Source organism: Kitasatospora sp. NPDC088548 (assembly GCF_044753005.1).
Lineage (GTDB): Bacteria > Actinomycetota > Actinomycetes > Streptomycetales > Streptomycetaceae > Kitasatospora.
In genome coordinates, this window is sequence record NZ_JBIVMI010000001.1 from 251,698 (window position 1) to 274,601 (window position 22,904).

General features: G+C 72.6%; 23 protein-coding genes and 1 pseudogene. 9 read left to right on the top strand and 15 right to left on the bottom strand.

The window, feature by feature from the left end; all coding sequences use genetic code 11:
- Positions 1-90 precede the first annotated feature (90 nt).
- Positions 91-1,131 (bottom strand): ABC transporter substrate-binding protein, encoded by a 1,041-nt coding sequence (locus tag ACIP82_RS01125; RefSeq protein ID WP_400649537.1) that lies wholly within the window; start codon positions 1,129-1,131, stop codon positions 91-93.
- Between the two features lie 464 nt (positions 1,132-1,595).
- Between ACIP82_RS01125 and ACIP82_RS01130 the strand changes: the two genes are divergently transcribed.
- On the top strand, positions 1,596-2,378 hold the full coding sequence (locus ACIP82_RS01130; protein ID WP_363606395.1) for an IclR family transcriptional regulator: 783 nt from the start codon (positions 1,596-1,598) through the stop codon (positions 2,376-2,378).
- Between the two features lie 105 nt (positions 2,379-2,483).
- On the opposite strand, the gene ACIP82_RS01135 is transcribed toward ACIP82_RS01130, so the two are convergent.
- From ACIP82_RS01135 to ACIP82_RS01160, 6 genes are all read right to left on the bottom strand, one after another.
- Entirely contained in the window at positions 2,484-3,299 is an 816-nt protein-coding gene (locus tag ACIP82_RS01135) for a winged helix-turn-helix domain-containing protein (protein WP_400649539.1), read from the bottom strand.
- Between the two features lie 82 nt (positions 3,300-3,381).
- Positions 3,382-3,510: a hypothetical protein gene (locus tag ACIP82_RS01140; protein WP_363606393.1), complete on the bottom strand. Its 129-nt coding sequence runs from the start codon at positions 3,508-3,510 to the stop codon at positions 3,382-3,384.
- 527 nt (positions 3,511-4,037) lie between these two features.
- Positions 4,038-4,586 (bottom strand): ATP/GTP-binding protein, encoded by a 549-nt coding sequence (locus ACIP82_RS01145; RefSeq protein WP_363606392.1) that lies wholly within the window; start codon positions 4,584-4,586, stop codon positions 4,038-4,040.
- Between the two features lie 121 nt (positions 4,587-4,707).
- A complete protein-coding gene (locus ACIP82_RS01150; RefSeq protein ID WP_363606391.1) occupies positions 4,708-5,175 on the bottom strand; it encodes a DUF742 domain-containing protein in 468 nt (155 codons plus the stop codon).
- A gap of 8 nt (positions 5,176-5,183) precedes the next feature.
- Positions 5,184-5,603 (bottom strand): roadblock/LC7 domain-containing protein, encoded by a 420-nt coding sequence (locus tag ACIP82_RS01155; protein WP_363606390.1) that lies wholly within the window; start codon positions 5,601-5,603, stop codon positions 5,184-5,186.
- A complete protein-coding gene (locus ACIP82_RS01160; protein WP_400649543.1) occupies positions 5,600-8,494 on the bottom strand; it encodes a nitrate- and nitrite sensing domain-containing protein in 2,895 nt (964 codons plus the stop codon). The genes ACIP82_RS01155 and ACIP82_RS01160 overlap by 4 nt, the downstream gene beginning before the upstream one ends.
- 577 nt (positions 8,495-9,071) lie before the next feature.
- Here ACIP82_RS01160 and ACIP82_RS01165 point away from each other — a divergent pair.
- The 6 genes from ACIP82_RS01165 (at position 9,072) to ACIP82_RS01190 (ending at position 13,697) form a co-directional block, all read left to right on the top strand.
- On the top strand, positions 9,072-10,901 hold the full coding sequence (locus tag ACIP82_RS01165) for an AMP-dependent synthetase/ligase (protein ID WP_400649544.1): 1,830 nt from the start codon (positions 9,072-9,074) through the stop codon (positions 10,899-10,901).
- Between the two features lie 207 nt (positions 10,902-11,108).
- Positions 11,109-12,245: a polysaccharide deacetylase family protein gene (locus ACIP82_RS01170; protein ID WP_400649547.1), complete on the top strand. Its 1,137-nt coding sequence runs from the start codon at positions 11,109-11,111 to the stop codon at positions 12,243-12,245.
- A gap of 161 nt (positions 12,246-12,406) precedes the next feature.
- Positions 12,407-12,739: a DUF5753 domain-containing protein gene (locus tag ACIP82_RS01175; RefSeq protein ID WP_400650293.1), complete on the top strand. Its 333-nt coding sequence runs from the start codon at positions 12,407-12,409 to the stop codon at positions 12,737-12,739.
- A complete protein-coding gene (locus ACIP82_RS01180) occupies positions 12,736-12,963 on the top strand; it encodes a DUF397 domain-containing protein (protein ID WP_400649550.1) in 228 nt (75 codons plus the stop codon). Before ACIP82_RS01175 ends, ACIP82_RS01180 begins: the two co-directional genes overlap by 4 nt.
- Before the next feature lie 354 nt (positions 12,964-13,317).
- On the top strand, positions 13,318-13,473 hold the full coding sequence (locus tag ACIP82_RS01185; RefSeq protein ID WP_363606383.1) for a Scr1 family TA system antitoxin-like transcriptional regulator: 156 nt from the start codon (positions 13,318-13,320) through the stop codon (positions 13,471-13,473).
- Positions 13,470-13,697, top strand: coding sequence for a DUF397 domain-containing protein (locus ACIP82_RS01190; RefSeq protein WP_363606381.1), 228 nt, complete (start codon positions 13,470-13,472; stop codon positions 13,695-13,697). Before ACIP82_RS01185 ends, ACIP82_RS01190 begins: the two co-directional genes overlap by 4 nt.
- Positions 13,698-13,884: 187 nt before the next feature.
- Here the strand turns inward: ACIP82_RS01190 and ACIP82_RS01195 are convergent, their stop codons facing one another.
- The 5 genes from ACIP82_RS01195 to ACIP82_RS01215 all read right to left on the bottom strand — a co-directional run bounded on the left by ACIP82_RS01195 (position 13,885) and on the right by ACIP82_RS01215 (position 18,069).
- Positions 13,885-14,190, bottom strand: coding sequence for a hypothetical protein (locus ACIP82_RS01195; protein ID WP_363606380.1), 306 nt, complete (start codon positions 14,188-14,190; stop codon positions 13,885-13,887).
- A 174-nt stretch (positions 14,191-14,364) separates the two neighbouring features.
- A complete protein-coding gene (locus tag ACIP82_RS01200) occupies positions 14,365-15,165 on the bottom strand; it encodes a class I SAM-dependent methyltransferase (RefSeq protein ID WP_363606378.1) in 801 nt (266 codons plus the stop codon).
- Between the two features lie 42 nt (positions 15,166-15,207).
- A complete protein-coding gene (locus ACIP82_RS01205) occupies positions 15,208-16,071 on the bottom strand; it encodes a phytanoyl-CoA dioxygenase family protein (protein ID WP_363606376.1) in 864 nt (287 codons plus the stop codon).
- Entirely contained in the window at positions 16,068-17,468 is a 1,401-nt protein-coding gene (locus tag ACIP82_RS01210; RefSeq protein ID WP_400649556.1) for a hypothetical protein, read from the bottom strand. Before ACIP82_RS01210 ends, ACIP82_RS01205 begins: the two co-directional genes overlap by 4 nt.
- 4 nt (positions 17,469-17,472) lie before the next feature.
- Positions 17,473-18,069, bottom strand: coding sequence for a hypothetical protein (locus ACIP82_RS01215; protein ID WP_400649558.1), 597 nt, complete (start codon positions 18,067-18,069; stop codon positions 17,473-17,475).
- Between the two features lie 28 nt (positions 18,070-18,097).
- Here ACIP82_RS01215 and ACIP82_RS01220 point away from each other — a divergent pair, with 28 nt between their 5' ends.
- Positions 18,098-18,235 carry a hypothetical protein gene (locus tag ACIP82_RS01220; RefSeq protein WP_400649561.1) on the top strand — a complete coding sequence of 46 codons (138 nt, stop codon included), beginning with the start codon at positions 18,098-18,100 and terminating at the stop codon, positions 18,233-18,235.
- A gap of 477 nt (positions 18,236-18,712) precedes the next feature.
- Here ACIP82_RS01220 and ACIP82_RS01225 read toward each other — a convergent pair.
- The 3 genes and pseudogenes from ACIP82_RS01225 to ACIP82_RS01235 all read right to left on the bottom strand — a co-directional run.
- A pseudogene (locus ACIP82_RS01225) lies at positions 18,713-18,856 on the bottom strand (helix-turn-helix domain-containing protein); the annotation flags it as partial.
- 90 nt (positions 18,857-18,946) lie between these two features.
- On the bottom strand, positions 18,947-20,080 hold the full coding sequence (locus ACIP82_RS01230; RefSeq protein ID WP_400649563.1) for a DNA-binding protein: 1,134 nt from the start codon (positions 20,078-20,080) through the stop codon (positions 18,947-18,949).
- 431 nt (positions 20,081-20,511) lie between these two features.
- A complete protein-coding gene (locus ACIP82_RS01235; protein ID WP_400649565.1) occupies positions 20,512-21,720 on the bottom strand; it encodes an FAD-dependent monooxygenase in 1,209 nt (402 codons plus the stop codon).
- Positions 21,721-21,908: 188 nt separating this feature from the next.
- Here ACIP82_RS01235 and ACIP82_RS01240 point away from each other — a divergent pair, with 188 nt between their 5' ends.
- Complete coding sequence (locus ACIP82_RS01240; protein WP_400649567.1) at positions 21,909-22,886, top strand: TetR/AcrR family transcriptional regulator C-terminal domain-containing protein; 978 nt, start codon at positions 21,909-21,911, stop codon at positions 22,884-22,886.
- The last annotated feature ends 18 nt before the right edge of the window (positions 22,887-22,904 follow it).

The window sequence follows — 22,904 nt, forward strand, 5'->3', positions numbered from 1 at the left end:
GTGACGGGTAACGGAAAACAGGTAACAGAAAACGAAATCTGTTATCCGTCATCTGTTTCCTGTTTTCTGTTTTCTGTTCCCTGCCGTCCGTCAGTCGCGCACAGCCGCGCGACGACGGTCGAGCAGCTCGCGGGCCGCACGCAGCGGCTCGGGGTCGGTCCAGGCACGGATGTCGACGGCCGCGTCGAGGAAGCCCTGGCCGCGCAGGAAGCGCTCCTGCTGCTCCAGCAGACCGAGGCGCTCCTCGGAGAGGTCGAGATGCAGGGCGCGGTGGCTGCCCGCCGCGTACGCCCCGGTGACGCCCTCGGCTCCGGCGCCGGTCTCGGCCTGGAGGATCCGGACCACCTCGGCGGGGTTGTCGACGGCCCAGTCGGCGGCGTCCAGCAGGACGGCGAGGAACCGGACCACCAGGTCGGGGTGGTCGTCCAGCAGACGCTGGTGGACGGTCACCGGGCGGGGCGTGCCGTTGTTCACCCGGGTGCGGCGGTCCAGCGCGGTGTCCAGCTCGACGGCGACCTCGGCGCCGAACCGGCGGGCGGCCTCGACGGCGAGCGCACCCTTGACGTAGACCGCGTCCACCACACCGTCACGCAGCGCGGCGAGTTCGGCGGCCCACTGGCCACCTCCGGGGGCGGCCGGCACATCGACCAACTCGGCGTCGTCCAGGGTGAGTCCGGCGAGCGAGAGGGCGCCGTGCAGCCCGGCCAGGGCCATCGCCCGCCAGAAATCGATACCGATCCCATGACGTGGGACGGCCAGGCGCAGACCGCGCAACTGCCCGGGAGTGGTGATGCCGCTGCCGGCCCGGACCAGGACGACCTGGCGTTCCTCGATCCAGGTGAGGCCGATCAGCCGGGTCTGCTCACCGCGCGAACGGGCCCAGAGCGCCGGGACGTTGCCGCCCTCGCGGAACAGGCCGGTGAGGGCGTGGGTGTAGTGGTGGTCGGCGGCCACCTCCGGCGGCGCGTCCTGGAGCGAGCGGACGGTGATGCCGTCGGCGGCGAACTCCTTGGCGAGCCACCCCTGGTCGGCGGCGATGCCGGTGGCGGTGGGGACGGGGCAGCGAGTGAACCAGAGGGTGTCCGGGGCGGCTTCGGAGGTCGCCTGGGCGCTGGGGGCGTGACTGGGCACGGTGGTGGGGTTCCTCTGCAACGGGGAGTGCGCGGGCGCGGCTGGGCGCGGCACAGGGCGTGGAGCTTCAGGGAGTACGGGAGGCGCGGGGAGGCGTCAGCGACAACAGGCGCAGGGGGCGGGGCACCGGTGGGTCGTCACGGCGCTGCTCCTTCCTGCGGGTTCGGTGGTTCCTGTGGTCCTGCTCGGTAATGCTTGGTGCTGTTCGGTACTGCCCGGTACTGCTTGGTGCTGTTCGGTGTTGCTCGACACCACTCGGCCTTGCTCGGTCCTGCTCGGTGGCGATGTGCCGAGCGTTCCACGGCAAGGGAGCACGAAGCAAGCCTTTGCCACATGGTGGGATCACTTGTTCATGAACGCCATTCCATTGCAACGCCGCCGACACAATCCCGAAGCACTGGCTGCCATAGTCTGGAAGTGACTTCGGTGAACCAGCCGGAGCGTCGGACAGAACGCGAGGTGCCATGGCCGAGGCCGCCACCGCCGTCCAGAGCCCGCCGGCCGGTGCGCAGGCCGTCCAGCGGGCCCTCGGGCTGCTGCACTGTTTCCACGACAACGGCCCCGACCTGAGCGCCTCGGACCTGGCCCGCCGGATGGGCCTGTCGGTCTCCACCGCGCACCGGCTGGCCCGGACGCTGGTCAGCGCCGGCTTCCTGGAACAGGACGAGCAGACCGCCCGGTACCGGCTCGGCCCGGCCGTCGCCGAACTCGGCCAACTCAGCTTCCACCAGCGGGGACTGCACCTGGCCGCGCCGGAACTGGACCTGCTCGCCAAGCGCACCGGCGCCACCGCGGACCTGGCGATCCGCAGCGGGTCGCACGCGGTGATCCTGGTCGGCGCCTCGGTCCGCCCGGACACCGGGCTCGGGCTGCGCCGGCCGCTGCACTCCACCGCGCTCGGAAAGGTGCTGCTCGCCTGGCCGCGCCCGGGGGACGCGGGCGCGGCGGCGCTCGGCCCGCTGCACCCGTTCACCGACCGGACCATCACCGAACCGGAGCGGCTGGCCGAGGAGTTGGCGAAGGTCCGAATAGCCGGCTTCGCACTCAACGACGGCGAGTCGGCCGCCGGGGTGCGCACCGCGGCCGTCCCGGTCCTGGACCGCTCCGGGCAGGCCCGGTTCGCCCTGGCCGTGCGCTCGACACCGGCCCACCTGACGGACGACCGACTGGACTGGTTCCTCGGGCACGCGCGGACCTGCGCGAGCGCACTGGCCGTCCTGCTGCTGCCGCCCGACCAGCGGGCGTGACCGGCCGCCCGTCGAGCGAATATCCCTGACGTGCCGTCAACGGGGCCGGGCGGGCCTGACGTCCGCGATGGACGAGCGGCCCGCCCGGCCTGGTTCAGCGGCGGTTCACGCCACCGGGGTGTACTTGTAGCCGACCCGACGGACCGTCACGATGCTGTCCCGGTAGGCCGATCCGAGCTTGCGGCGCAGCCGGGCCACGTGCACGTCCACCGTGCGGCCGTCGCCGACGTGGCCGTAGCCCCAGACGGCGGAGACCAGGTGATCGCGGGTGTGCACCCGCTGCGGGTGCTCGGTCAGGTGGGCCAGCAGCTCGAACTCGAGGTAGGTGAGATCGAGCAGCCGTCCGTCGACATAGGCGTTGCGGCGCTCCACGTCGACGGCGATGCCCCGGCCGGCGGGCCGGACCGGCCGGACCGCGGCGGGTCCGGAGACGGCGGCGGCCGCCGCGGCTCCGGTCGGCCCGACGGGCGGAGTCTGGACGACGGCGGGAGCCGTGACCGGGGCCGGGGCCGGGGCCGCCACAAGCGGGTTCTCCGCGGGCACGAGCACCAGGTACCCGACCATCGGGTGCCCGGTCGCGCCGCCGAACTGCGTGCCGAACTGCGCGCCGTACTGGGCGAGCAGAGCCTGCGGCAACGCGCCCTGCGGGAGCGCGGCGACGACGGTGGCCCCCTCCGGCAGCGCGGCGAGCAGGGCCTGCGGCGCCTGCGGAGCCGGGGCGGTCTGCGGGGCCTGGACGGCGGACGGGTGCTGCGAGGCACCGGGGTGCGCGGAGGCGCCGGGGTGCTGGGGAACGGCCGCCGGGCGCTGCGGGGCGGACCCGCCGTGCCATCGTTCGGCGGTCGGGGGGAGGGAGCGGACCGCGCGCAGGTGCGGGGTCGCGGCGGGCAGGGGAAGGGTGGCCGTGGAGGAAGAAGACATGGTGCCGCTCATTTCGCGCGTGACGGACGGGGTGGAGTCGTCTGCGCGTCGACCGGGCGAACTGCCGGGGGCTGATTTGAGGTCAGCGGGCGGAGAGCCGGGACGCGCTGGGCGAACCCGGACACGTCTGGTCGAACAGGTGCGGCTGCCGGGACGGCCAGAACGGCTCGAGGTCGGAGTGACCTCGGCTGCTGTCCACGACGTTGTTCATGCACGTATTCAACCATGTGAACGGACCGTTGCAGCGCACCGGGAGTGTCGCCCCCGTCACGCGGACGGTAGCGGCGGCAGGGCTGGAGCTGGGGCAGGCGAGGTTCACTGGTGCTCTCCGCGAAGCGGGCCGGGGCAGGTGCGGCGCGCCGGACGGGGTGTCCGGTACGGCCGGGTCGACGAGTTGACGGAACGTCAGGAACGTCGGGAAGGGATGGCCCGGTCGACCCGGCGGGCTGTCGACGGACCGAGGGCGGGCTGACCGGTCACCGACAGCAGGCGCTGCAGATGAGCGCGTGGTCGATGTACCGGCGGATCGTCAGCGTCGGCGTGACGGGGGTGGGCACGGTGACGGCACGCCGGTGGTCGACGGTCACGGTGCTGCCCTCCCCCACGGTCTCGGTACGTCCCGGCGGCAGGGCCGGACGGCTTTCGCCCACTGAGCCTTCCACGCCGCGCCGGTCAAGGCAACCTTCCATGCGCCGGACGTCCGGGATTCGGACGGCCGAATGAGACGGCGCGGTCGGCTCAGGCTCCCGCCGACGCCCCTCGGCGGCGTACGGCGGCGTGCTCGACCAGCGTGACCAGCAGCTCCTTGCCGTCCTCGCGGCGCCGGGCGTCGCAGAGCAGCACCGGGATGTCCGCGTCGAGGTCGAGCGCGTCGCGGACCTCCTCGGGGGAGAACACCTCGGTACCGTCGAAGCAGTTCACCGCGACCACGAAGGGGATGCCGCGCTGCTCGAAGAAGTCCACCGACGGGAAGCAGTCCGCCAGCCGCCGGGTGTCGGCCAGCACCACCGCGCCGAGCGAGCCGCGCGCCAGCTCGTCCCAGACGAACCAGAACCGGTCCTGGCCGGGGGTGCCGAACAGGTAGAGAGCGAGCCCGGGCCGCAGGTCGATCCGGCCGAAGTCCATCGCCACCGTGGTGGTCCGCTTGGCCTCGACACCCGCGGTGTCGTCCACCGGGCGGCCCAGCTCGCTGAGCTCCTCCTCGGTGCGCAGCGGGCGGATCTCGCTGACCGAGCCGACCAGCGTCGTCTTGCCCGCGCCGAACCCGCCCGCGACGAGGATCTTCACGGCGACGGCCGGTCCGCCGCGCCAGCGCGGATCGTTGGCCCCCGGGCCGGCGGGAACGGCGGCACCGGTACTACCGGCGGCACCGGGACCGGGACCGGAAAAGGCGGCGGAAGCAGCGGCGTCAGAGCGCACGGAGTCCATTGATCACGTCTCGCAGCAGGCGCTCGTCCGGCAGCTCGGCGAGCGGAACGGGTCGGGTGACGCTGATCAGCTCGGCGTCGTAGAGGTCGCCGAGCAGCACCCGGACCACACTGACCGGCAGGTCGGTGTAGGAGCCCAGCTCGGCGACGGACAGCGGCTCCCGGCGGCACCAGGCCAGGATGGTCTGGTGCTCCGGGTCGAGCACGTGCGCGGGCACGGCCCCCGAGCCGGGTCCGGGCTCGACGGCGGTGATCAGCGAGATCAGGTCGAACAGGCCGTCCTCGACCGGTCGGGTACGGCCCCGGGTCATCGAGTACAGGCGCACCACCGGGCCGGCGTCGTCGTCGAACCAGCGCTCGTCGACCGGGGTGCGCGGCCGGAACAGGTCGACCTCGGGCTCGTCCCCGCCCGGGTCGTCCCGCTCCCGCCTCGGCTCGTCCTCCGCCATCGGACCGCTCATCTCCCCGGCGGGGCGGTCTCGGTGCGCGGCTCGGCGGCCAGATGCTCACCGACCCGCTTGACCAGCAGGGCCATCTCGTAGGCGATCTGGCCGATGTCCGCCTCGGCCTCGCTGAGCACGGCCAGGCAGCTGCCGTCGCCGGCGGCGGTGATGAAGAGGAACGCCTCGTCCAGCTCGACCATGGTCTGCCGGACGCCGCCGACCTTGAAGTGCCCGCCGGCGCCCTTGGCCAGGCTGTGGAAGCCGGCCGCGACGGCGGCCAGGTGCTCGGCGTCCTCGCGGTCGAGGTCGCGGGACGCCCCGGTGGCCAGTCCGTCGCTGGACAGGATCACCGCGTGCCGCAGGGCCGCGACGCGCCCCACCAGGTCGTCCAGAAGCCAGTTGAGGTCCCCGGACGGCTGCGTCGAAGTGGTCATGAATCTGTTCCTTCCGCTGGTGCGGGTGGTGCGGGTAGTACAGGTGGTGCGAATCGTGCCGGCGGTGCGGGTGGTACGCGGCGCGCCAGGGGGGCCGACGCGCCGCCGGACGGCGCGGGCAGAGCGGCCTGCGCGGGCGCCGGGGAGATCGCCCGGCGGGCCGGGTCGGGCGGGCTCCAGGTGGGTACGGCGGCGGGCCGGACGGACGATCGGGACGATGCGGCCGGCGTGCCCGAGGCAGGCGGGGTGCCCGTACCGCGGCCTCGGGTGAAACCGCGCTGGAAGGAGGCGAAGGTCGCCCGCGCCTCTTCCGGCGAGCGCTCGCGGGCGGATTCGGCACCGCCCGCGGCCCGCTCGGCCTCCTGGCCGGCACGTTCCTTGAGCTGCGGGGCGAGGTTGGCCTGCCGGATGCGGCGCGGCAGGGCACCGTCGGCGGGCCGCCGGTCGGCGGGGCCGGAGTCCGCTGGTCGGGAGCCCCCGACACCGGGGTCCACCGGGCCGGCGTCGGCAGGGCCGACGTCAGCAGGACCGGAGCCCGCCTGCGGCACACCCGTCCGGCGGTGTCGGCCGGTGCCGGACACGGTCTCTCCGTTCGGCGCGGGCACCAGCACCGGCCCGCCCTTGACCCGCGCCCGGCGCGGCAGACCTCCCGGCGTCCGGGTCGGTTCGGGCGCCGACGGACGCGGCCCGCCACTCCCCCGGTGCCGCCCGCCCTGCGCCGCCTCGGCCGCACGGCCGCCGCCCCGGGCACCATCGGCGCCCTCCGCACCGAAATCGCCGGAATCACCTGAATCACCGAAATCGCCGAGGCCACCGGATCCGCCGACCTCGCCGAGGCCACCGCCCTCGCCGCCCAGCGCGGGCACGGCGACCAGGTCCCGCTGGCCCCGCCGGGCCTGGGCGGCCCTGGCCTGGGCGGGCCTGGCCCTGCCGCCGACGGCGGACGCGGCGGACACGGCCGACGCGGCGGCCGGGGGTTCGGGCAGTCCGTCCGGCGCCTCCGCCAGCAGCTCGCGCGGGATCAGCACCACCGCGGTGGTCCCCCCGTACGGCGAGGGCCGCAGATGGACCCGGATGCCGTGCCGCCGGGCCAGCCGGCTGACCACGAACAGCCCCAGCCGGTCGGTGTCCGCGAGGTCGAACTCCTGCTCCACCGCGAGCCGTTCGTTGATCTCGCCGAGTGCCTGCTCGCTCAGTCCGAGCCCCCGGTCGTCGATCTCCAGCGCGAAGCCGTGCGCCACCACCTCGCCCTGGACGGTGACCTGGGTGCTCGGCGGGGAGAACACCGCCGCGTTCTCGACGAGTTCGGCGACCAGGTGGGTGACGTCCGCGACCGCGCTGCCGAGCAGCCCGGTGCCGGGGAACGGCCGGACGGTCACCCGGGCGTAGTCCTCCACCTCGCCGACGGCGGCGCGCACCACGTCCACCATCCGCACTGGCTTGCGCCAGGCACGCCCCGGCGACCCGCCCGCCAGGATGATCAGGCCCTCGGCGTGCCGCCTCATCCGGGTGGTGAGGTGGTCGACCTTGAACAGGTCCTCCAGCTCCGCCGGGTCCTCGGTGCGGCGCTCCATGGTGTCCAGCAGGGTCAGCTGGCGGTGCAGCAGCACCTGGCTGCGCCGGGCCAGGTTGACGAAGACCGCCGCGACGCCGCGCCGCAGTTCGGCCTGCTCGACCGCGGCCTCGACGGCGGCCCGCTGCACCGCGTTGATCGCCCGTCCGACCTGCCCGACCTCGGCCGGCCCGAACTGCAGCTCCGGCGCTTCGGCCGCGACGTCCACCGCCTCGCCACGCCGCAGCCGCAGCATCACCGAGGGCAGCCGGGTACCGGCCAGTTCGTTCGCCGCGTTGCGCAGGCCGATCAGCTCGCGGACCATGCCGCGGCCGATCCGGTACGAGATCATGATCGAGAGCACCACCGCGACCAGGCCGATCGCACCGGCGATGCCGCCGCGCCAGAGCAGCCCGATCGCGTACGAGCGTTCGCGGTCCCCGAGGCTGCCGGCCAGCCGGGAGTTGATCGCGGCGAGGTCGTCCAGCGCCCGCTCGGCGGTCTCCCGCCAGGAGTCGCCGCCGATCGCCCGGACCACCCGGTCCGGGCCGCCGGCGCCCACGAAGTCGGCCTCGGCACGGGCCAGCGCGGCCCACGCCTCGCCGCCGCGCAGCGCGATGTAGTCGGCCTGGTCGACCGGGTCCAGCTCGGCGATGTAGACGGTGAACAGGGCCTGCTGGTTGTGCAGGGCGTCCAGCGCCACCTGGTACTGCTCGGCGGTGACCCGGCCGGTGGTGGTGCGCAGCCCCTCCATCGCCGCGTCCTCCTGCGCGAGGTAATCGCGGGCGCGCACCAGTTCGTTCAGGATCGTTCCCTGGCGGGGCAGTTGGCCGCTCTGGCGGGCGACGTAGGCGGACCGGAAGCCGAAGGTGGGCTTGATCAGGTCGCTGTACTGACCGAGCGCGAACTCCCAGTTGAGCGCCGTACGGTTGATCTGGCCGCGCAGCGGGGCGAGTTGGTCGGCGGCGGCGAGGATCTGCACATAGCGGCCGCGCTGGGCCGCGTCCAGCCGGCCGGCCGCGCCACTGTCCTTCTTGACCCGCAGGACGGCGAGGTCACGGTCGGTGACCGCCTGGGCGTGCTCGAAGGCGTCCCGGGCAGCCCGCGAGCCGGGGTCCGCCAGCCGCTGGACGGCGGCGCGGCGCTCGTTCTGCAGGTCGTCGGCGTACCGGTCGACCGGCGTCCCGAACTCCTTGTACGTACTGCTGACCTCCAGCTGGGTCCAGACGTCTCCGGTGGTGGCGAGCGTCGCGTACACCCACAGGGCGGTGAGCGCGACGATGGGCACCAGGAGCAGCGCGATGATCTTCGCGCGGATCGAGCTGCTGCGCAGACGCATGGAGTCCTCGGTCGGGAAGTGCCAGGCGCGGACGGGGAGCGGTTCGAGGCTTCGGGAGCCCGGACGGAGGTCGGCTGACGGTCGGCTGGGGGGGTGGCTGCGGGTCGGCTGTGTGTCAGGATCTCGGCCGGATCACAGTCGGATCGCGGCGAGATCGCAGTGAGATCGCGGTCGGCTGGAGGCCGGCTGGAGGTCGGTTCGCGGACGGGTCGTGGGCGGGTCGTGGACGTCGGATCGGGCCCGGCCGGGAGGGCCCCGGTCGCAGGTCTGCGAGAGCCTACTACGCCCTGACCACTCGTTCGAGGGTCGAATGCCCACTCCTCGCACCCCCGCCCTGATCATGTCCGAATCATCCCCGACATCCCGGATTCACCCATCACGCGCCCTGCCCGGACCGCTCCCCCCGGCGGCACTTTCCCCACGCGCCGGTGCCGATCTCGTCGCGTCACGGTCACAACCCTGGGCAGTGGCAGAGCAATCCGATAGTTTCGCTGCACCTGCCCGACCGTCCAGCGCGCCGCCGATCCGGACGCCCCACGGGCCCGGCAGGCAGGGCCGCAACAGGATCGGGGGCGATGTGCGCGAGTTCACCACCCCCGCCCTGGACCGGCCCCCGGCCGCCGGCGGACTGGCCGACTCGCTGTACGACACCGCCGAACGCACGCCCGAACTGGTCCAGCTGGCCCGCCAGGACGAGGGCTCGCAGGAGTGGCGCGAGGTCACCGCGCTGGCCTTCCGCGACGAGGTGCTGGCGCTCGCCAAGGGCCTGCTGACCCGGGGCGTGCGGTACGGCGACCGGGTCGCCCTGATGTCCCGCACCCGCTACGAGTGGACGCTGTTCGACTACGCGCTGTGGTCGATCGGCGCGATCCCCGTCCCGATCTACCCCACCTCGGCGGCCGAGCAGGTCCGCTGGATCCTCGCCGAGACCCAGGCGGTGGCCTGCGTGGTCGAGGACGAGGACCACGCCATGACGATCGGCGCGGTCTGTGACGCGCTGCCGGACCTGACCGGCATCTGGCAGCTGGACCGCGACTGCGTCACCGCGATCACCGAGGACGGGCGCGGGGTGCCCGACTCGCTGGTCCACCGCCAACGGCTCGGCGTCGCCGCCGAGAACATCGCCACCATCGTCTACACCTCCGGCACCACCGGCCCGCCCAAGGGCTGCCTGATCACCCACGCCAACCTGACCGCCGAGGCCGACAGCCTGATCGGCGGCTGGGCCGACGTCTTCCAGGACACCGGCGGCGGCCAGCCGTCCACCCTGCTCTTCCTCCCGCTGGCACACGTCTACGCCCGGGCCGTGCAGGTCGCGGCGATGCGCGGCGGGTTCCGGCTCGGCCACCTCCCCGAGGTCTCCACCGACGTCCTGTTACCCGCCCTCGCCTCCTACCGGCCCACGTTCCTGCACGCCGTGCCCTACATCTTCGACAAGATCTTCCAGCAGGCCCGGCGCTCCGCCGAGCGGGCCGGGCGGGGCGAACTCTTCGAGCAGGCCCGGCAGGTGGCCGTCGACTGGGCCGCCGCCCGGGAGCGCCGCGCGTTCGGCCACGGCCCCGGCCCGGGCCCCAAACTGCGGTTACGGCACCTGGCGTACGAGCGGACCGTCTACCAGCGGCTGCGGTCCGTGCTCGGCGGACGGGTGCGCACCATGGTGTGCGGCGGCTCGACGCTCCGGCGGGAGCTCGGCCTCTTCTTCACCGGCATCGGCCTCAACATCTACGAGGGCTACGGCCTGACCGAGACCACGGCCGCGATCACCGCCAACCCGGCCGGGCGGCAGAAGCTCGGTACGGTCGGCCACCCGCTGCCCGGCGCCTCGGTGGCCATCGCCGACGACGGCGAGGTGTGGGTGCGCGGCGGCAGCGTCTTCGGCGGATACCTCAACCACCCGCGCTGCACGGCCGAATCGCTGCACGACGGCTGGTTCGGCACCGGCGACCTCGGCTCCCTGGACGAGGGCGGCTACCTCTCCATCACCGGCCGCAAGAAGGACCTGATCGTCACCAGCAGCGGCAAGAACCTCGCCCCCGCCGCCCTGGAGCAGCGGGTCCAGGCGCATCCGCTGGTCTCCCAGTGCCTGGTGGTCGGCGACGACCGCCCGTACGTGGCCGCGCTGATCACGCTCGACCCGACGGCGCTCGCGCACTGGCTGAAGAGTCACGGGCGCGGGCAGCTGGACACCTGGGCGGTGCTCGCCGACGAGGAACTGCACGCCGAGATCCAGCGGGCGGTGGCGGCGGCGAACACCGCGGTCTCCCGGGCCGAGTCGATCCGCGCGTTCCGGCTGCTGCCAAGGGAGTTCAGCCAGGCCCAGGGGCTGGTCACGCCCTCGCTGAAGCTGCGGCGAACGGTGATCACGGAGTTCCACCGCCAGGACATCGAGGAACTGTACGTCCCCTGACGGTTCGTCTTGTCCCCTTTGTCGTCGGCCGTACGGCGATCGTTCGACCTGCCGCTCCCTTGACGATCCGAGTGGTCCAGTCCATTGTTTTGCCTCGGTCTGAGTGCGGCACGCCAACGGCTCCCGCCCCTCGGGGAGCGCCCCAACCCGTTCCGACGCGCCCTCCCCACGGGTGCGTTTCCCCCACGCAGGAGTCCCCACTTGTCCATGTCCTCGCGCCTGTCCGCGCTCGCCACGTGCGCCGCGCTCACCGTCTGCGGCCTCGCCGCCCCGGCGTCCGCCGACACCGGCCCCACCAGCCCCACCGCCCCCGCCGCTCCCACCGTCAACCTGGCCACCAACCCCGGCTTCGAGATCCCCGCCTCCTCGCTCGCCGACTGGGGCAGCGTCCCCGGCTGGAGCTGCGCCGGCGGCCCCGCCGAGGCCGCGGCCACCACCGCCGCCCCGCACTCCGGCAGCTCCGCGCTCACCGTCACCCCGGCGGGCGACAACTCCACCGGCGAGTGCGCCCAGACCGTCTCCGTCCAGCCCAACACCACGTACACCGCCTCGGCTTGGGTACGCGGCAAGTTCGTCTACCTGGGCGCCACCGGCACCGGCCGCGACGTCGCCCCCGCCTGGACGGAGAACACCAACGGCGGCTGGCAGCAGCTGACCACCCGTTTCACCACCGGCCCCACCGCGCGCACCGTCCGGCTGTACGTCCACGGCTGGTACCAGCAGGGCCCGTTCTCCGTCGACGACGTCCGGGTGGACGGCCCGGCCCCCGCCCCGGCGACGGCCACCCCGTCCGTCCCGACCAAGGACAAGGTCGTCTTCTTCACCGTGGACGACGGCTGGCAGCGCACCCCCGAGGCGGAGCAGTTCATCGCCGACCACAAGCTGCCGATCACCGCCTTCCCGCTGCCGATGCCGGCCGCCGCCGACCCCGGCTTCTTCCAGCGGGTCACCGCCGTGCCCGGTTCGTCCATCCAGGACCACAGCGTCTCCCACCCGGACCTCACCACGCTCTCCCCCGCCGAGCAGCAGGTCGAGATCTGCGACGCCCGCGACTCCCTGACCCGCACTTTCGGCGCCGCCCCCACCGTCTTCCGCCCGCCCTACTTCACCTGGAACGCCGACACCCTCCAGGCCGCCGCCAACTGCGGCATGCGCACCGTCCTGACCGCCGACGCCGACTTCAGCTGGGGCGCTTCCAACGTCTGGCACGAGGGCCCCTTGCAGCCCGGCGACATCGTCCTGATGCACTGGACCGACACCCTGGCCACCGACCTCCAGCGCGCCCTGGCGGCAGCCGACGCGGCCGGCCTCAAGCCGGCGGGCCTGGCCTCCTACCTGCGCTGACTCCTGGGCGCGCCGCCAGCCCCGGGGGGCCGGCGGCGCGCCTCACAGCATCGGGCGGTCCCCGGAGAGACGGTGCGCATACCACCTCCGGGCCGCCCCGCCCATGAGCTCATTCCCTTGCCGACACCGCACGTTGGCCAGGGCGAAGGCATCCAGCTGTCCTGCACCAACGATTCGCCATAAAGCCCGTCGTCATGCGCGAGTCACTACGTAACCTCCTTCATGTCCCGGACCTGCCGAACGTCACGATCCAAGTCATGCCACTCAGCTCTACGCCCCACCCAGGGAGCGCGGGCCCTTTCAGCCTGATCAGATTCCGGGGCCCGGTCCCAGCTGTTGTGGTCTTGGAGAACCTGATCGGCGCGACCTACATTGAGGACGCCCACGGCGTGAAGAGCTACACCACCGCGTATGAGCGGATCGTTGCTGCAGCTTTGTCTCCTGACGACTCGCACGCACTGATCGCACACCTAGAAAAAGGAAAACGGACATGAACGCCGAGTCCTCCAAGGCCGAGCTGTACGCCATCGACCTCTCCAACGCGGCCTGGACCAAGTCCTCGGCCAGCGTGGGCGAGCATGAGTGCGTCGAGATCGCCGTCCTCCCCAGTGGCACCCGCGCCGTGCGCGACTCCAAGAACCCCGACCGCCCGGCCCTCCTGTTCACCGAAACCGAGTGGCACGCCTTCCGCACCGGCGTCATCGCCGGCGAACTCTGACGCCCAGCTGTCCACGATCGAGCCACCGGCCACCCTGAGTCGAGACGCCTCCGCCCGGCCGCCACTCACGCGGGCGCCAGCCCCGGTCAACACAGCCAACGACGCACCCGACTGATGTGACTCACCGGCGGCCGACGGAGAGTCGGCCGCCGGCTGCGGGAAACCGCCGACACCTCACGAAACCGGCTACGGGCCGGTCAAACACCGGTGCTACCAGGCACTTCCCGCCCCCGCGGACGCGAACGGATCCGGCAAGATCCGCCATACGAACTCCGCATCGAGCGCCGGCCACGGCTGCCGCAGTTCACCGCGCGCAGCCGACGACAGCGCGTCCTGATCGGCTTTCCCGGGGTCGTGGTGTTGGAGAACCTGCTCGGCGCGACCTACATTGAGGACGCCCACGGCGTGAAGAGCTACACCGCCGCCTACGAGCGGATCGTCGCCACCGCGCTCTCCACAGACGACTCCCTCGCACTCGTCACACGCCTACACGAAGGAACACGCACATGAGCACCGATTCCTCCAAGGCCGACCTGTACGGCACCGACCTCTCCAACGCCAACTGGACGAAGTCGTCGGCCAGTGCGGGTGAACACGAGTGCGTCGAGATCGCCGTCCTCCCCGGTGGCGCCCGCGCTGTCCGCGACTCCAAGAACCCCGACCGCCCGGCCCTGCTGTTCACCGAAGCCGAGTGGCACGCCTTCCGCACCGGCGTCATCGCCGGCGAACTCTGACAGCCGGTTGTCCACGATCGAGCCACCGGCCACCCGGAGTCGAGACGCCTCCCACCCGGCCGCCACTCATGCGGGCGCCAGCCCCGGTCAGTACGGCCAACGACGCACCCGACTGATGTGACTCACCGGCGGCCGACGGAGAGTCGGCCGCCGGCTGCGGGAAACCGCCGACACCTCACGAAACCGGCTACGGGCTGCGCTCCAGCTGTCGCTTCGTCTGCTCCTGGTCGTCCCAGCCCATCCTGGCTACATCGAACAGGATGAGGATCTTCGCCGCTTCCTCGCTGGCCGGACCGTCAATTACCACCCGGCTCCGGGGAACGCTGCTCTGCTGAAGCAGCTGCAGTTCGCCGTGGAGCGCGCCGACGTGCTCGGCGAGTTTGGCCATGCCTTCGGCCAGCACGCGGAAGCGCTTGGGCTTCGGCAGGTTGAGGATGGTAACCGCTTGCGGGGGATGCAGCCGTCGAGCAGCGGCTTGGTCATGCGCTCCCACCAGTGGTCCTTCGCCGCAGCGTGCTGCCGTTGGCGTATCGAGGCCATCGTCGCCGTGGCGTGGTCGGAGCTGATCGCAAGGACCCTGCATTTCGGCGCTGGTGTATGAGGAAAGGCGGCTCCAGGGGCTGGGTGTTGCCCGGGGCCGCCCTTCGGGTGGTCTGCTGGGGTCTTCTCAGGTTCGGGTGGCGATGATCGCTTCGGTGCGGACGAGTTCGTCGTAGCGGCCCTCGGGGTTGAAGGCGGTGAGGGCTTCGCGCAGGTCGTGCTCGAAGGAGTCCTTCCGGTCGCCGAGTTGGGCGGGGCTGGAGTAGCTGTAGGAGAACTGCAGGCCCACGACCTCGTCCAGGGTGCGGGTGACGGTGCGGTCCCAGCGGACGGTCTCGATGTGGGAGAACGGGGAGCGGGCGACGACGTCCTGGTGGCGTTCTTTGGGGTGGCTGTAGGTGCTGGAGCCGGCCCGGCGCTCGGGGCCGAGGTAGCGGGTGCGGACCTCGGCGATCACCTCCAGCCAGGGGGTGGGTTCGACGTCGCCGGGAGCTCCCCCGGAGGCGAGGACGACGGCCCCGCCGGGGGCGATGAGGTGGTCCAGGTCCTTGAGGAGCTGGTCGCGGTCGGTCCAGTGGAACGCGGCGCCCATCACCGTGAGCAGGATCTGTCCGAGGTCGAGGGTGTGCAGGGTGGTGGAATCGCCTTGCAGCCAGGTGATGTTGGTGATGCCGGCCTGGTCGGCGAGCGTGCGGCCTTCGGCGAGCATGCCGGGCTCGGGGTCGACGGCGACGACCTCACCGACGAGGCGGGCGAGCGGGAGGGCGAGGACGCCGGTGCCGGTGCCCAGGTCCAGGACGCGCTGGGTGCCGTCGAGGGCGAACTTCTCCTTGAGCAGGTCGTAGAGCTTCGGGTCGTAGCCGGGCCGGTATTTCGCGTAGTAGGGGGCGGTGGAGGCGAACAGTTCGTCGGGCGTGTAGGAGGTCATGGTCACCAGTCTTTCGCGGACGCTCTCGTGGTTTGTGGCTCTTCAGGAGGAATGCGGCGGAGTGGAGTTGACACGGTCCCACCACTGCTGGAGGGCCCAGGCTCCGGCGCCTTCGTGGGTGACCGAGCCGTCCGGGTTGCGGTCGGGGGTGCCCAGCAGTTGGCGTTCGACGTCGTCCAGGCCGGGGTGATCGTGCAGGTGCGGGGCGGGGTCGTCGAGGTCGGCGAGCCAGCGGTAGCCGTATTGCATCATCACCGCCAGGCGCGGGCGGCCAGAAACGTTCAGGCCGCCGGCGTGCCAGGTGCGGTTTTCGAACAGCAGGACGTCCAGGGGACCGAGGTCGGGGGTGATCGCGCGGGGCGGGTCGATGGCGCCCTGGGGAACGGTGACCGGGCCGGGGTCGTGGCTGCTGCCGGGCAGGACCATGGTGAGGCCAGCATCGGGGGTGATGTCGCTGAGGTAGTAGGCGGCCTTGATCGCGAGCCGGGGGACCTTGCCGGTGCCGAGGTCGCGGGTGGCGGCGGCCATGTCGCGGTGCCAGCCGTGCCGCTGTGGGACGCGGATGGTGCGCGTGCCGCCGGGCGGGATGGACGGCATGGAGATCAGGTTGCTGGACATCAGGTGCAGGTTCGGGCTGAGCAGGCCGACGATGGTGGGCAGGACGGCCGGGTTGGCGACCAGCGGCAGGAAGGCGTCGTCCACGGCCACGACGCCACGGAAGCCGTCTTTGCCGTCCGTGCTGCGGTCGCGGCCGGCGGTCCGGTCGCCGGCCAGGAGCCGCTCACTCGCCTCGGCGAGCTGGTCCCGGAGCTCGGGGCTGATGACGTCGCGCAGGATGAGGTAGCCGTCGCGGTCGAACGCGGCGAGCTGGTCCGGGTCGGGCGGGGCCGGGAGGGTGCGGGTCATCGGCGGTGCTCCTCAATGAGTCGGGTCGCGCGGGCGGACAGGGCCGGGGTCGACAGGTCGGCGTGTTCGAGCAGGGCCTCGTTGCTGACGGGGCGGCCGGGGTCGCGGTAGCCGACCACGTGGAAGCGGTCCGTCTCGCCGCGGGCCGCGAGCAGGCCGCGGACGGCGCCGGGGAAGGTCGGGACGGCCAGCAGGACGGGGCAGTCGGCGCCGAACAGGTCGGTGAACGCCTGCCGGGTCAGGGCTGCCGACCAGGTCCCCGGGGAGCCGAGGACGGTGAGGTCGTTGATGTGCAGGTATCGGATCGTAGTGGCGGCCCGGACGCGACGCAGGTTGCGCGCGGCCTCGGCGAGTTGGCGGGCCGGAACGTCTCCGGCGGAGGCCAGGACCACCTCCGGGGTGCCCCGGCCGAAGGACAGGTGCGGCCAGATCGCGACTCCTCGGGTGAGCTCGTCGCGGAACGGTCCGGGCGGGAAGTTCAGCCCGCCGTGCTTGTCGGTGATCAGGAAGTTGACACGGTCGCGGCCGGCGAGCATCTCGGCGAGAACGGCGGCGGCCCGGGTGGTGTCCGCCGGGGTGTAGATGTGCACGGACGGGTCTTCGAGTTCGAGCATCGCGGAGGCCAGGCCCGGGTTCTGGTGGGTGTAGGTGTTGCGCCAGCCGAGCGAGGTGATCAGGTAGTTGATCGACGGCAGGTTCGCATGCCCGGCCGCGTACCGCATGTTGCGGTGCTTGAGGTGCTGGGCGAGCAGGCTGGTGTTGACCGGGGCGAACGCCTCGTAGGTCGCGAGCACGGCGTCGCGGCCGGTCTCGGTGTAGCCCTGCAGCCAGGCGTGGCAGATCTCCTCGTTGAGGATCTCCACCGCCCAGGGCGGGGTGCTGCCGTCCGGGCTGAGGCGGAGCCGGTTGGAGGCGATCTCGTCGGGGCTGAACAGCCGAAACGCGGGGTGCTCGGCCCGGGCCCGCAGGACCGTGCTCACGTCCGCCCAGGACTGCCGCTGGCCGATCACCGCAGTCCCTGCCGCAGGTGGTTGTGCGGCAGGGCCGGGCAGGGCCCGGCGGACCAGTTCGGTCGGGCGGCCCTGGGCGGTCAGCAGCTCGGTCGGCCGGTAGGAGGCGAGCCAGCCGGCGAGTGCGGAGAACTCCGCGTCGTTCTCCAGCGGGTTCGCCAGTGGTGTCTTGTGGACCGCCGGTGTCCCGGCGATCTGCCGTCCGGCGACGTGCTCGGGCCCGGTGTAGCCCTTGGGCATGGTCAGCACCACCACCGGCTGCGGGCCCGCCTCGCCGAGCGGGCGAAGCGCCGTGAACGCGTCGGCGAGCAGGCGGCGGAAGGCGGTCAGGTCGCTGCCGTCGGCGACCAGCGGCCGGTAGCCGAGCCCCGCGAAGTAGGCCGTCATCTCCTCACTGGTCAGCCCCGCGAGGAGGGACGGGCCCCCCCATCCGCAGGCCGTTGGCCAGCACCACCGGCAGCACCGCCCCGTGCCCGCCGGATCCGGCCAGGGCCCGGCAGGCGAGCCAGGCCGCCGCGGTGGCACCGGTCTCCAGCTCGCCGTCGCCGATCAGCGGGACAACCAGGCGGTGCGGGGCGTCCAGGGCCATGCCCTGGGCGACAGCGAGCGCGGGGCCGAGCTGCCCGCCGGTGTGCCGGACGCCGGGGATCAGCGGGGTGACCTCCGATCCGAACCGCTCGGGGTCGGGGAAGCCGGCGACGAGGGTCCGCAGGTCGGCCATCGTCCAGGCTTCGCTGCCGGGCCGGGGCAGGCTCTGGTTGAGGTAGGCGTGAGCGAGCGCAGACGGCCCGGCGTGTCCGGCGCCGTGCAGCACCAGCAGCTCCGAGCCTTCCGGCCGGTGAGCGGTCAGCGGGCCGAGGTGGGCGAGCAGGTAGTTCACCGGCGGGCAGACGCCCCAGTGACCTCGCGGGCTCGCCTTGAGGTCCTCGTGCCGCAACAGTCGGGCCAGACGTGGATTTCCGGTCAGATAGAGCTGGGCGGCGGACATCCTGGGTCAGACAGGTCGCCTGGATCAGGTGCAGCTCGCCCAGCAGCGCGTGCGCGGCCGGGCTCACCAGGCGCCGCTCGACCTCGGCAGCGGCCTGTCCGGCGCGGGCCAGGGCCTGGGCCGGGCTGCCGGCGGCCATGAGCACGTGGGTGTGGAAGAACCCTGACAGCGCGTGGTAGATCGGGTCGTCCAGCTCGGCGATCGCCTCCGCCGCCCGGGTGACTGCGATGAACGCCAGGTCGGTGTAGCCAAGGTTCTTCAGCAGCAGCGTGCAGGCCGGGTGGTAGGCGTCCGCCAGCAGCCGCAGCAGCACCTGCCGCCGCGGACCGGTGGCCGCATCGGCCGCCGCGTGCAGATCCCCAAGCAGGCCGGGAAGCACGTCCGCGACCTGGCCGTACTCGCAGGAGTGATAGAGCCGGTTGGCCTCGGCGACCCGCTCGGCCAGCACGCCGACCGGCTCGGCCGGCGGCCCCTGGTCCGGAGGCAGCCCCAGGTTCATGCCCATCAGCGCCAGGCGAAGGGCCGGGATCGCCTCGTGCGCGCTCGCGGTGGACGGGTCGGCGGGAGCGTAGGGCTGGCCGGTCAGCTCCGAGGGTGCGATCTGCAGGGCCTCGGCCAGGGCGTTGATGTGCCCGGTGCGGTCCAGGTGCCGCTGGCCGTTCTCCACCATCGACAGGAAGCCGGCCGACAGCCCGGACAGCCCGGCCAGCGTCCGCAGGCTCATCCCTCGCTGACGGCGGGCCAACCGCAGCCGCTGGCCGATCTGCTGGGCCTGCTCTTCGCTCATCACGCCCCACCCTCGCAGTTCCGGTGACCAAGCCGTAGCGTAGGGCGACCGCGGGGCCCGCCGGGACAGGTTTCCCCGAACCGGGTGCCGTCACCGCACTCCGGCCCGCTCCGCGATTCGCCGGATCGTCTCCGCGGACGCAGGGTCGTGGGTCTGGGCAGGCAGCACGGCCAGCAGCTCGCGAGCGAACGAGTCCAGACGCACCCGCAACGGCGCCAGCTCCTCGGCCGCGGCGAGGTTGGCCGCCGTCTCCTCAAGACGGCCGAGCCGGGCGTGAGCCAAGGCGGCGGCCACCATCACCGAGGCACGCCAGGCCGGCTCCAAGGCATCCAGATCCGCGCACCGGGCATGCTCGACCATCTCGTGCGCCGCTCCGCTCTCCACGGCGACCACGACCCGGGTGGCCGCGACCACCGCGCCCGTCCGGGAGTCCTCCGCTTGACCGGCCGCCTGGTCAAGCAGCCCATCGGCCGTCTCCCGCCGCCCGGTGACGGCGTGCGCGAGTGCTTCCACCAGCGGCAGGCCCTGCCCGCCCCCGGCGGCCCTGGCCCGCTGGAGGCGGGCGAGGGCGTACTCCGGCAAGGCCATGTCGATCAGCAGCCGGGCCTCCTCAATGAGGACCTCCACCGGCTCGGGGCCGCCAGGCCGGGCGGTGTGCAGCAGCATCCAGGCCAGATCCCGATAGCCCAGGCGCCGCAGCAGTCCGGCCGCCGCGACGTGTCCCAGCATCCGCAGTTCCGCCGCCCGCTCCCGGCCGGCCTCCGAGCGCGCCGTCGCGGCGATGCTGTCGGCCAGACGGATCGCGCCCGGCAGGGCAAGCGCCAGCGCGTACTCGTCCCCGGCCGCCTCGGCGGCCAAGGCCGAGGAGGTACGGGCGTCAAGATCGTCCACCGACCCGGACAAGGACGCCGCTGCGGATCCGGCGATCTCGCGCCGCAGCTCGAAGGCCACGGCCCGCACCGCCGCGTGCTCGGGGCCGGCCGGGGGGTAGGGCTGCCCGGTCAGATCGGTGGCGTCCAGCCGCAGGGCCCCGGTCAGGGCGGCCAGCTCACCGCGGCGGTCCACCCAGTTCCGGCCGCTCTCCAGAAGGGCGATGCGCTCGGACGGGATCCGGGCACGCTCGGCGAGTTCGCCGACGCTCACCGCCCGCCGCACTCGCCAGGTGGCCAGATTCCTGCCTATCAGGCTTCCGCCGTCCTGATCGCTGTGTCCGTCGTGCCTCACGGGGCCTGCTCGATCCTCTGCCGTCGCGTCCGCTGCCAGCCGAAGGCGGCTCCCTCCGGTCAGCGGAGGCCCCCGTGTGAGCGCATATGCCCTTCACCCGCACCACAGTAGTGACCCTGGCTCACCTGAAGTGCAGGCCCCGGTAGCACAGGGCAGGGATCTCACAACGGGAGACTCGACGAAGCCTGCGCGTCCTGGCACCTGGCCGTCGAAGACTACCCACGCGTCCAGTCCGGCCTAGCCGACGACCGCATCCGCGCAATGCTCGCCGCCCTCAGACCTCACAGCAAGAGGGGAGCGCGCCCGGGAACTCCACGAACGCGCACGGCAGATGACCGCCGCAACCGAACGACCGGCCCGACCCGGGCGAAGGAGCACGGCGGCGCCGTCCCGGCGAAGGCCGTTCGCCCCGGCCGCGCCCGCGCCGGGTACTACAGCGCGGGTGCGTGACCGTACTCGGGCAGGGTGATGTCTCCGGCCTTGGCGAACTGCGCGGCAAGCAGGTTCCGCATCGGCCAGCGGTTCATCGAGCGCATCGAGAGGTCCCGCAAGCGGATGGCTAGCGCGCTGGAGGGCGCGTATCCCGAAGCACCGCCGGGCGGCAGTTGCTGGGCCTGGCCGACATAGGGGCGCATCACCCGGTCGTAGTTCCGGAAGGCGGCACGGTGGTCTCCGTCGGCGGTGGCGAGCTCGCCGGCCAGCACGTAGGCGCCGACCAGGGCCACGCTCGTTCCCAGGCCGGTGAGCGGCGTCGGGCAGTAGCCGGCGTCACCGAGCAGCACCACCCGGCCGCGAGACCAGTGGTCGAGCCGCACCTGGCCCATGGAGTCGAAGAAGAAGTCCGGCGCGGTGCGCATCGCCCGCAGCAGCCGCGGGACCTCCCAGCCCGCACCGGCGAATCGGTCGGCCATCATGTCCTGGTGCGCGGCGGTGTCGTGGCGGTCGTAGGCGATCGGTGGCGACCGGAAGCTGAGGCCGGCCTTGATCTCTCCGGGGAGGCGGCCCGGACGGGCCGACGCGACGAGCCCGCCGGGTGCGTTGTACATCTGGAACCAGCCGTCGAGGTCCAGCTCATCGGTGGCCGTGAACCAGGCGGTGTACACGTTCAGCGGGCGGACGTACGCCGACTCCGGGCCGAAGGCCAGTGCGCGCACCGCGGAGTGCAGCCCGTCCGCCCCGACGACCAGGCCGTATCGACACGGCTCGGCTTTCTCGAAGGCGACGGTGACGCCGTCGTCGTCCTGGTCGAGCGCGGTGATGGTGTCATCGAACAGGTACTCCGTCTCCGGCAGGGTCGCCTCGTACAGCAGGCGGCCGAGGTCGCCGCGCAGTATCTCGATCTCCGAAATGATTCCCTCGCCGCCGAAGCTGTCCGCCGTCATCCGGGCGGTGTGCCGGCCGGAGGCGTCGACGAAGGCGATGCCACGCTGGTCGACGCTGGTCGCCCGCGCCTGCTCCAGCAGTCCCATACGCGCCATCACGGTGCGCCCGGCGCCGCGCAGGTCCACGGTCTGGCCGCCCGGCCGCGGCGCGGGCGCGCGCTCGACGACGGTGACGGTGATGCCTGCCCTGCGCAGCCAGTACGCGAGCGCGGGCCCGGCGATGCCGGCGCCGGAGATGAGTACGTCGGTGTTCCCCATAGCGCCGAATGTACGGCGTACACATGAGATCAGACAAGCCAGGAAACCATTGCCATCAAGGCGAGTTGACCCTTAGGTGCACTAGTGCTGGAGTGCCTGCTCCACCCGGACGGGCACGGTTGGGGAGAACACCGAGCTGGGGACTAGGGTGGTGCGCGTTCAGGTGCACTAGTGCGGAGGGGACGCCGGTGAGCGGACAGCGAGCGCCACGCTGCGGCCAGATCGTCGCCGAACTGCGGCAGCGGATCGAGGCGGGCGAGCTCGCACCGGGCGACCGGGTGCCCTCGACCCGTGAGATCACCCGGCAGTGGGGCGTCGCGATGGCGACCGCGACAAAGGCGCTCACCGAGCTCCGCCGCGAGGGCCTGGTCCGCGCGGTCCCGGGCATCGGCACAGTCGTCGAAGCCGGGCGCCGCCCCGTGGGCACCGGCCCGCTCCCGGCCTCGCCTCACCCGGACACACCCGCCGCCCCGGCATCGTCCACCCACCGAAAGCGCGGCTCGGACCAGACGCTGACGGTCGGGCGGATCGTCGCTTCGGCCGTCGCGGTCGCCGACGCGGAGGGAGTCGCCGCGGTCTCCATGCGCCGGGTCGCCGCCGAGCTCGGGGTCGCGACCATGTCGCTGTACCGGCACGTGGCCGACAAGGACGACCTGCTGATGCGGATGCTGGACGCGACCCTCTCCCAGTGGCCGTTCCCCGCCGATCCGCCGGAAAGCTGGCGGGACCGGATCACGCTCGCCGCCCGAACGCTGTGGGACATGTTCCGTCGCCACCCGTGGCTCGCGCCGACCCTGTCGGTGACCCGGCCCCAGCCCGTCGCCGGCGCACTGCCCTTCACCGAGTGGGTGCTCACCGCCCTGGACGGCCGCGGTCTGGACCTGCAGACGATGTTCACCACCCACCTCACGTTGTTCAACTACGTTCGCGGCACCGCTGTCAACGTCGAGCTGGAGGCGGAGGCGGAGGCCCTCAGCGGCCAGAACAACGAGGAGTGGCTGGACACCCAGGAGCCGGTGTTCCAGGCCATCCTGGCCACCGGCCGATTCCCCACACTCGCGCGGCTCACCACGGCCGGGTACGACTTCGACCTGGACGAGCTGTTCGAGTTCGGCCTGCAACGCCTCCTCGACGGCATCGCCGCACTCCTCGAGGAGACGCCCTGAGCCGACGCCGCCGGCACC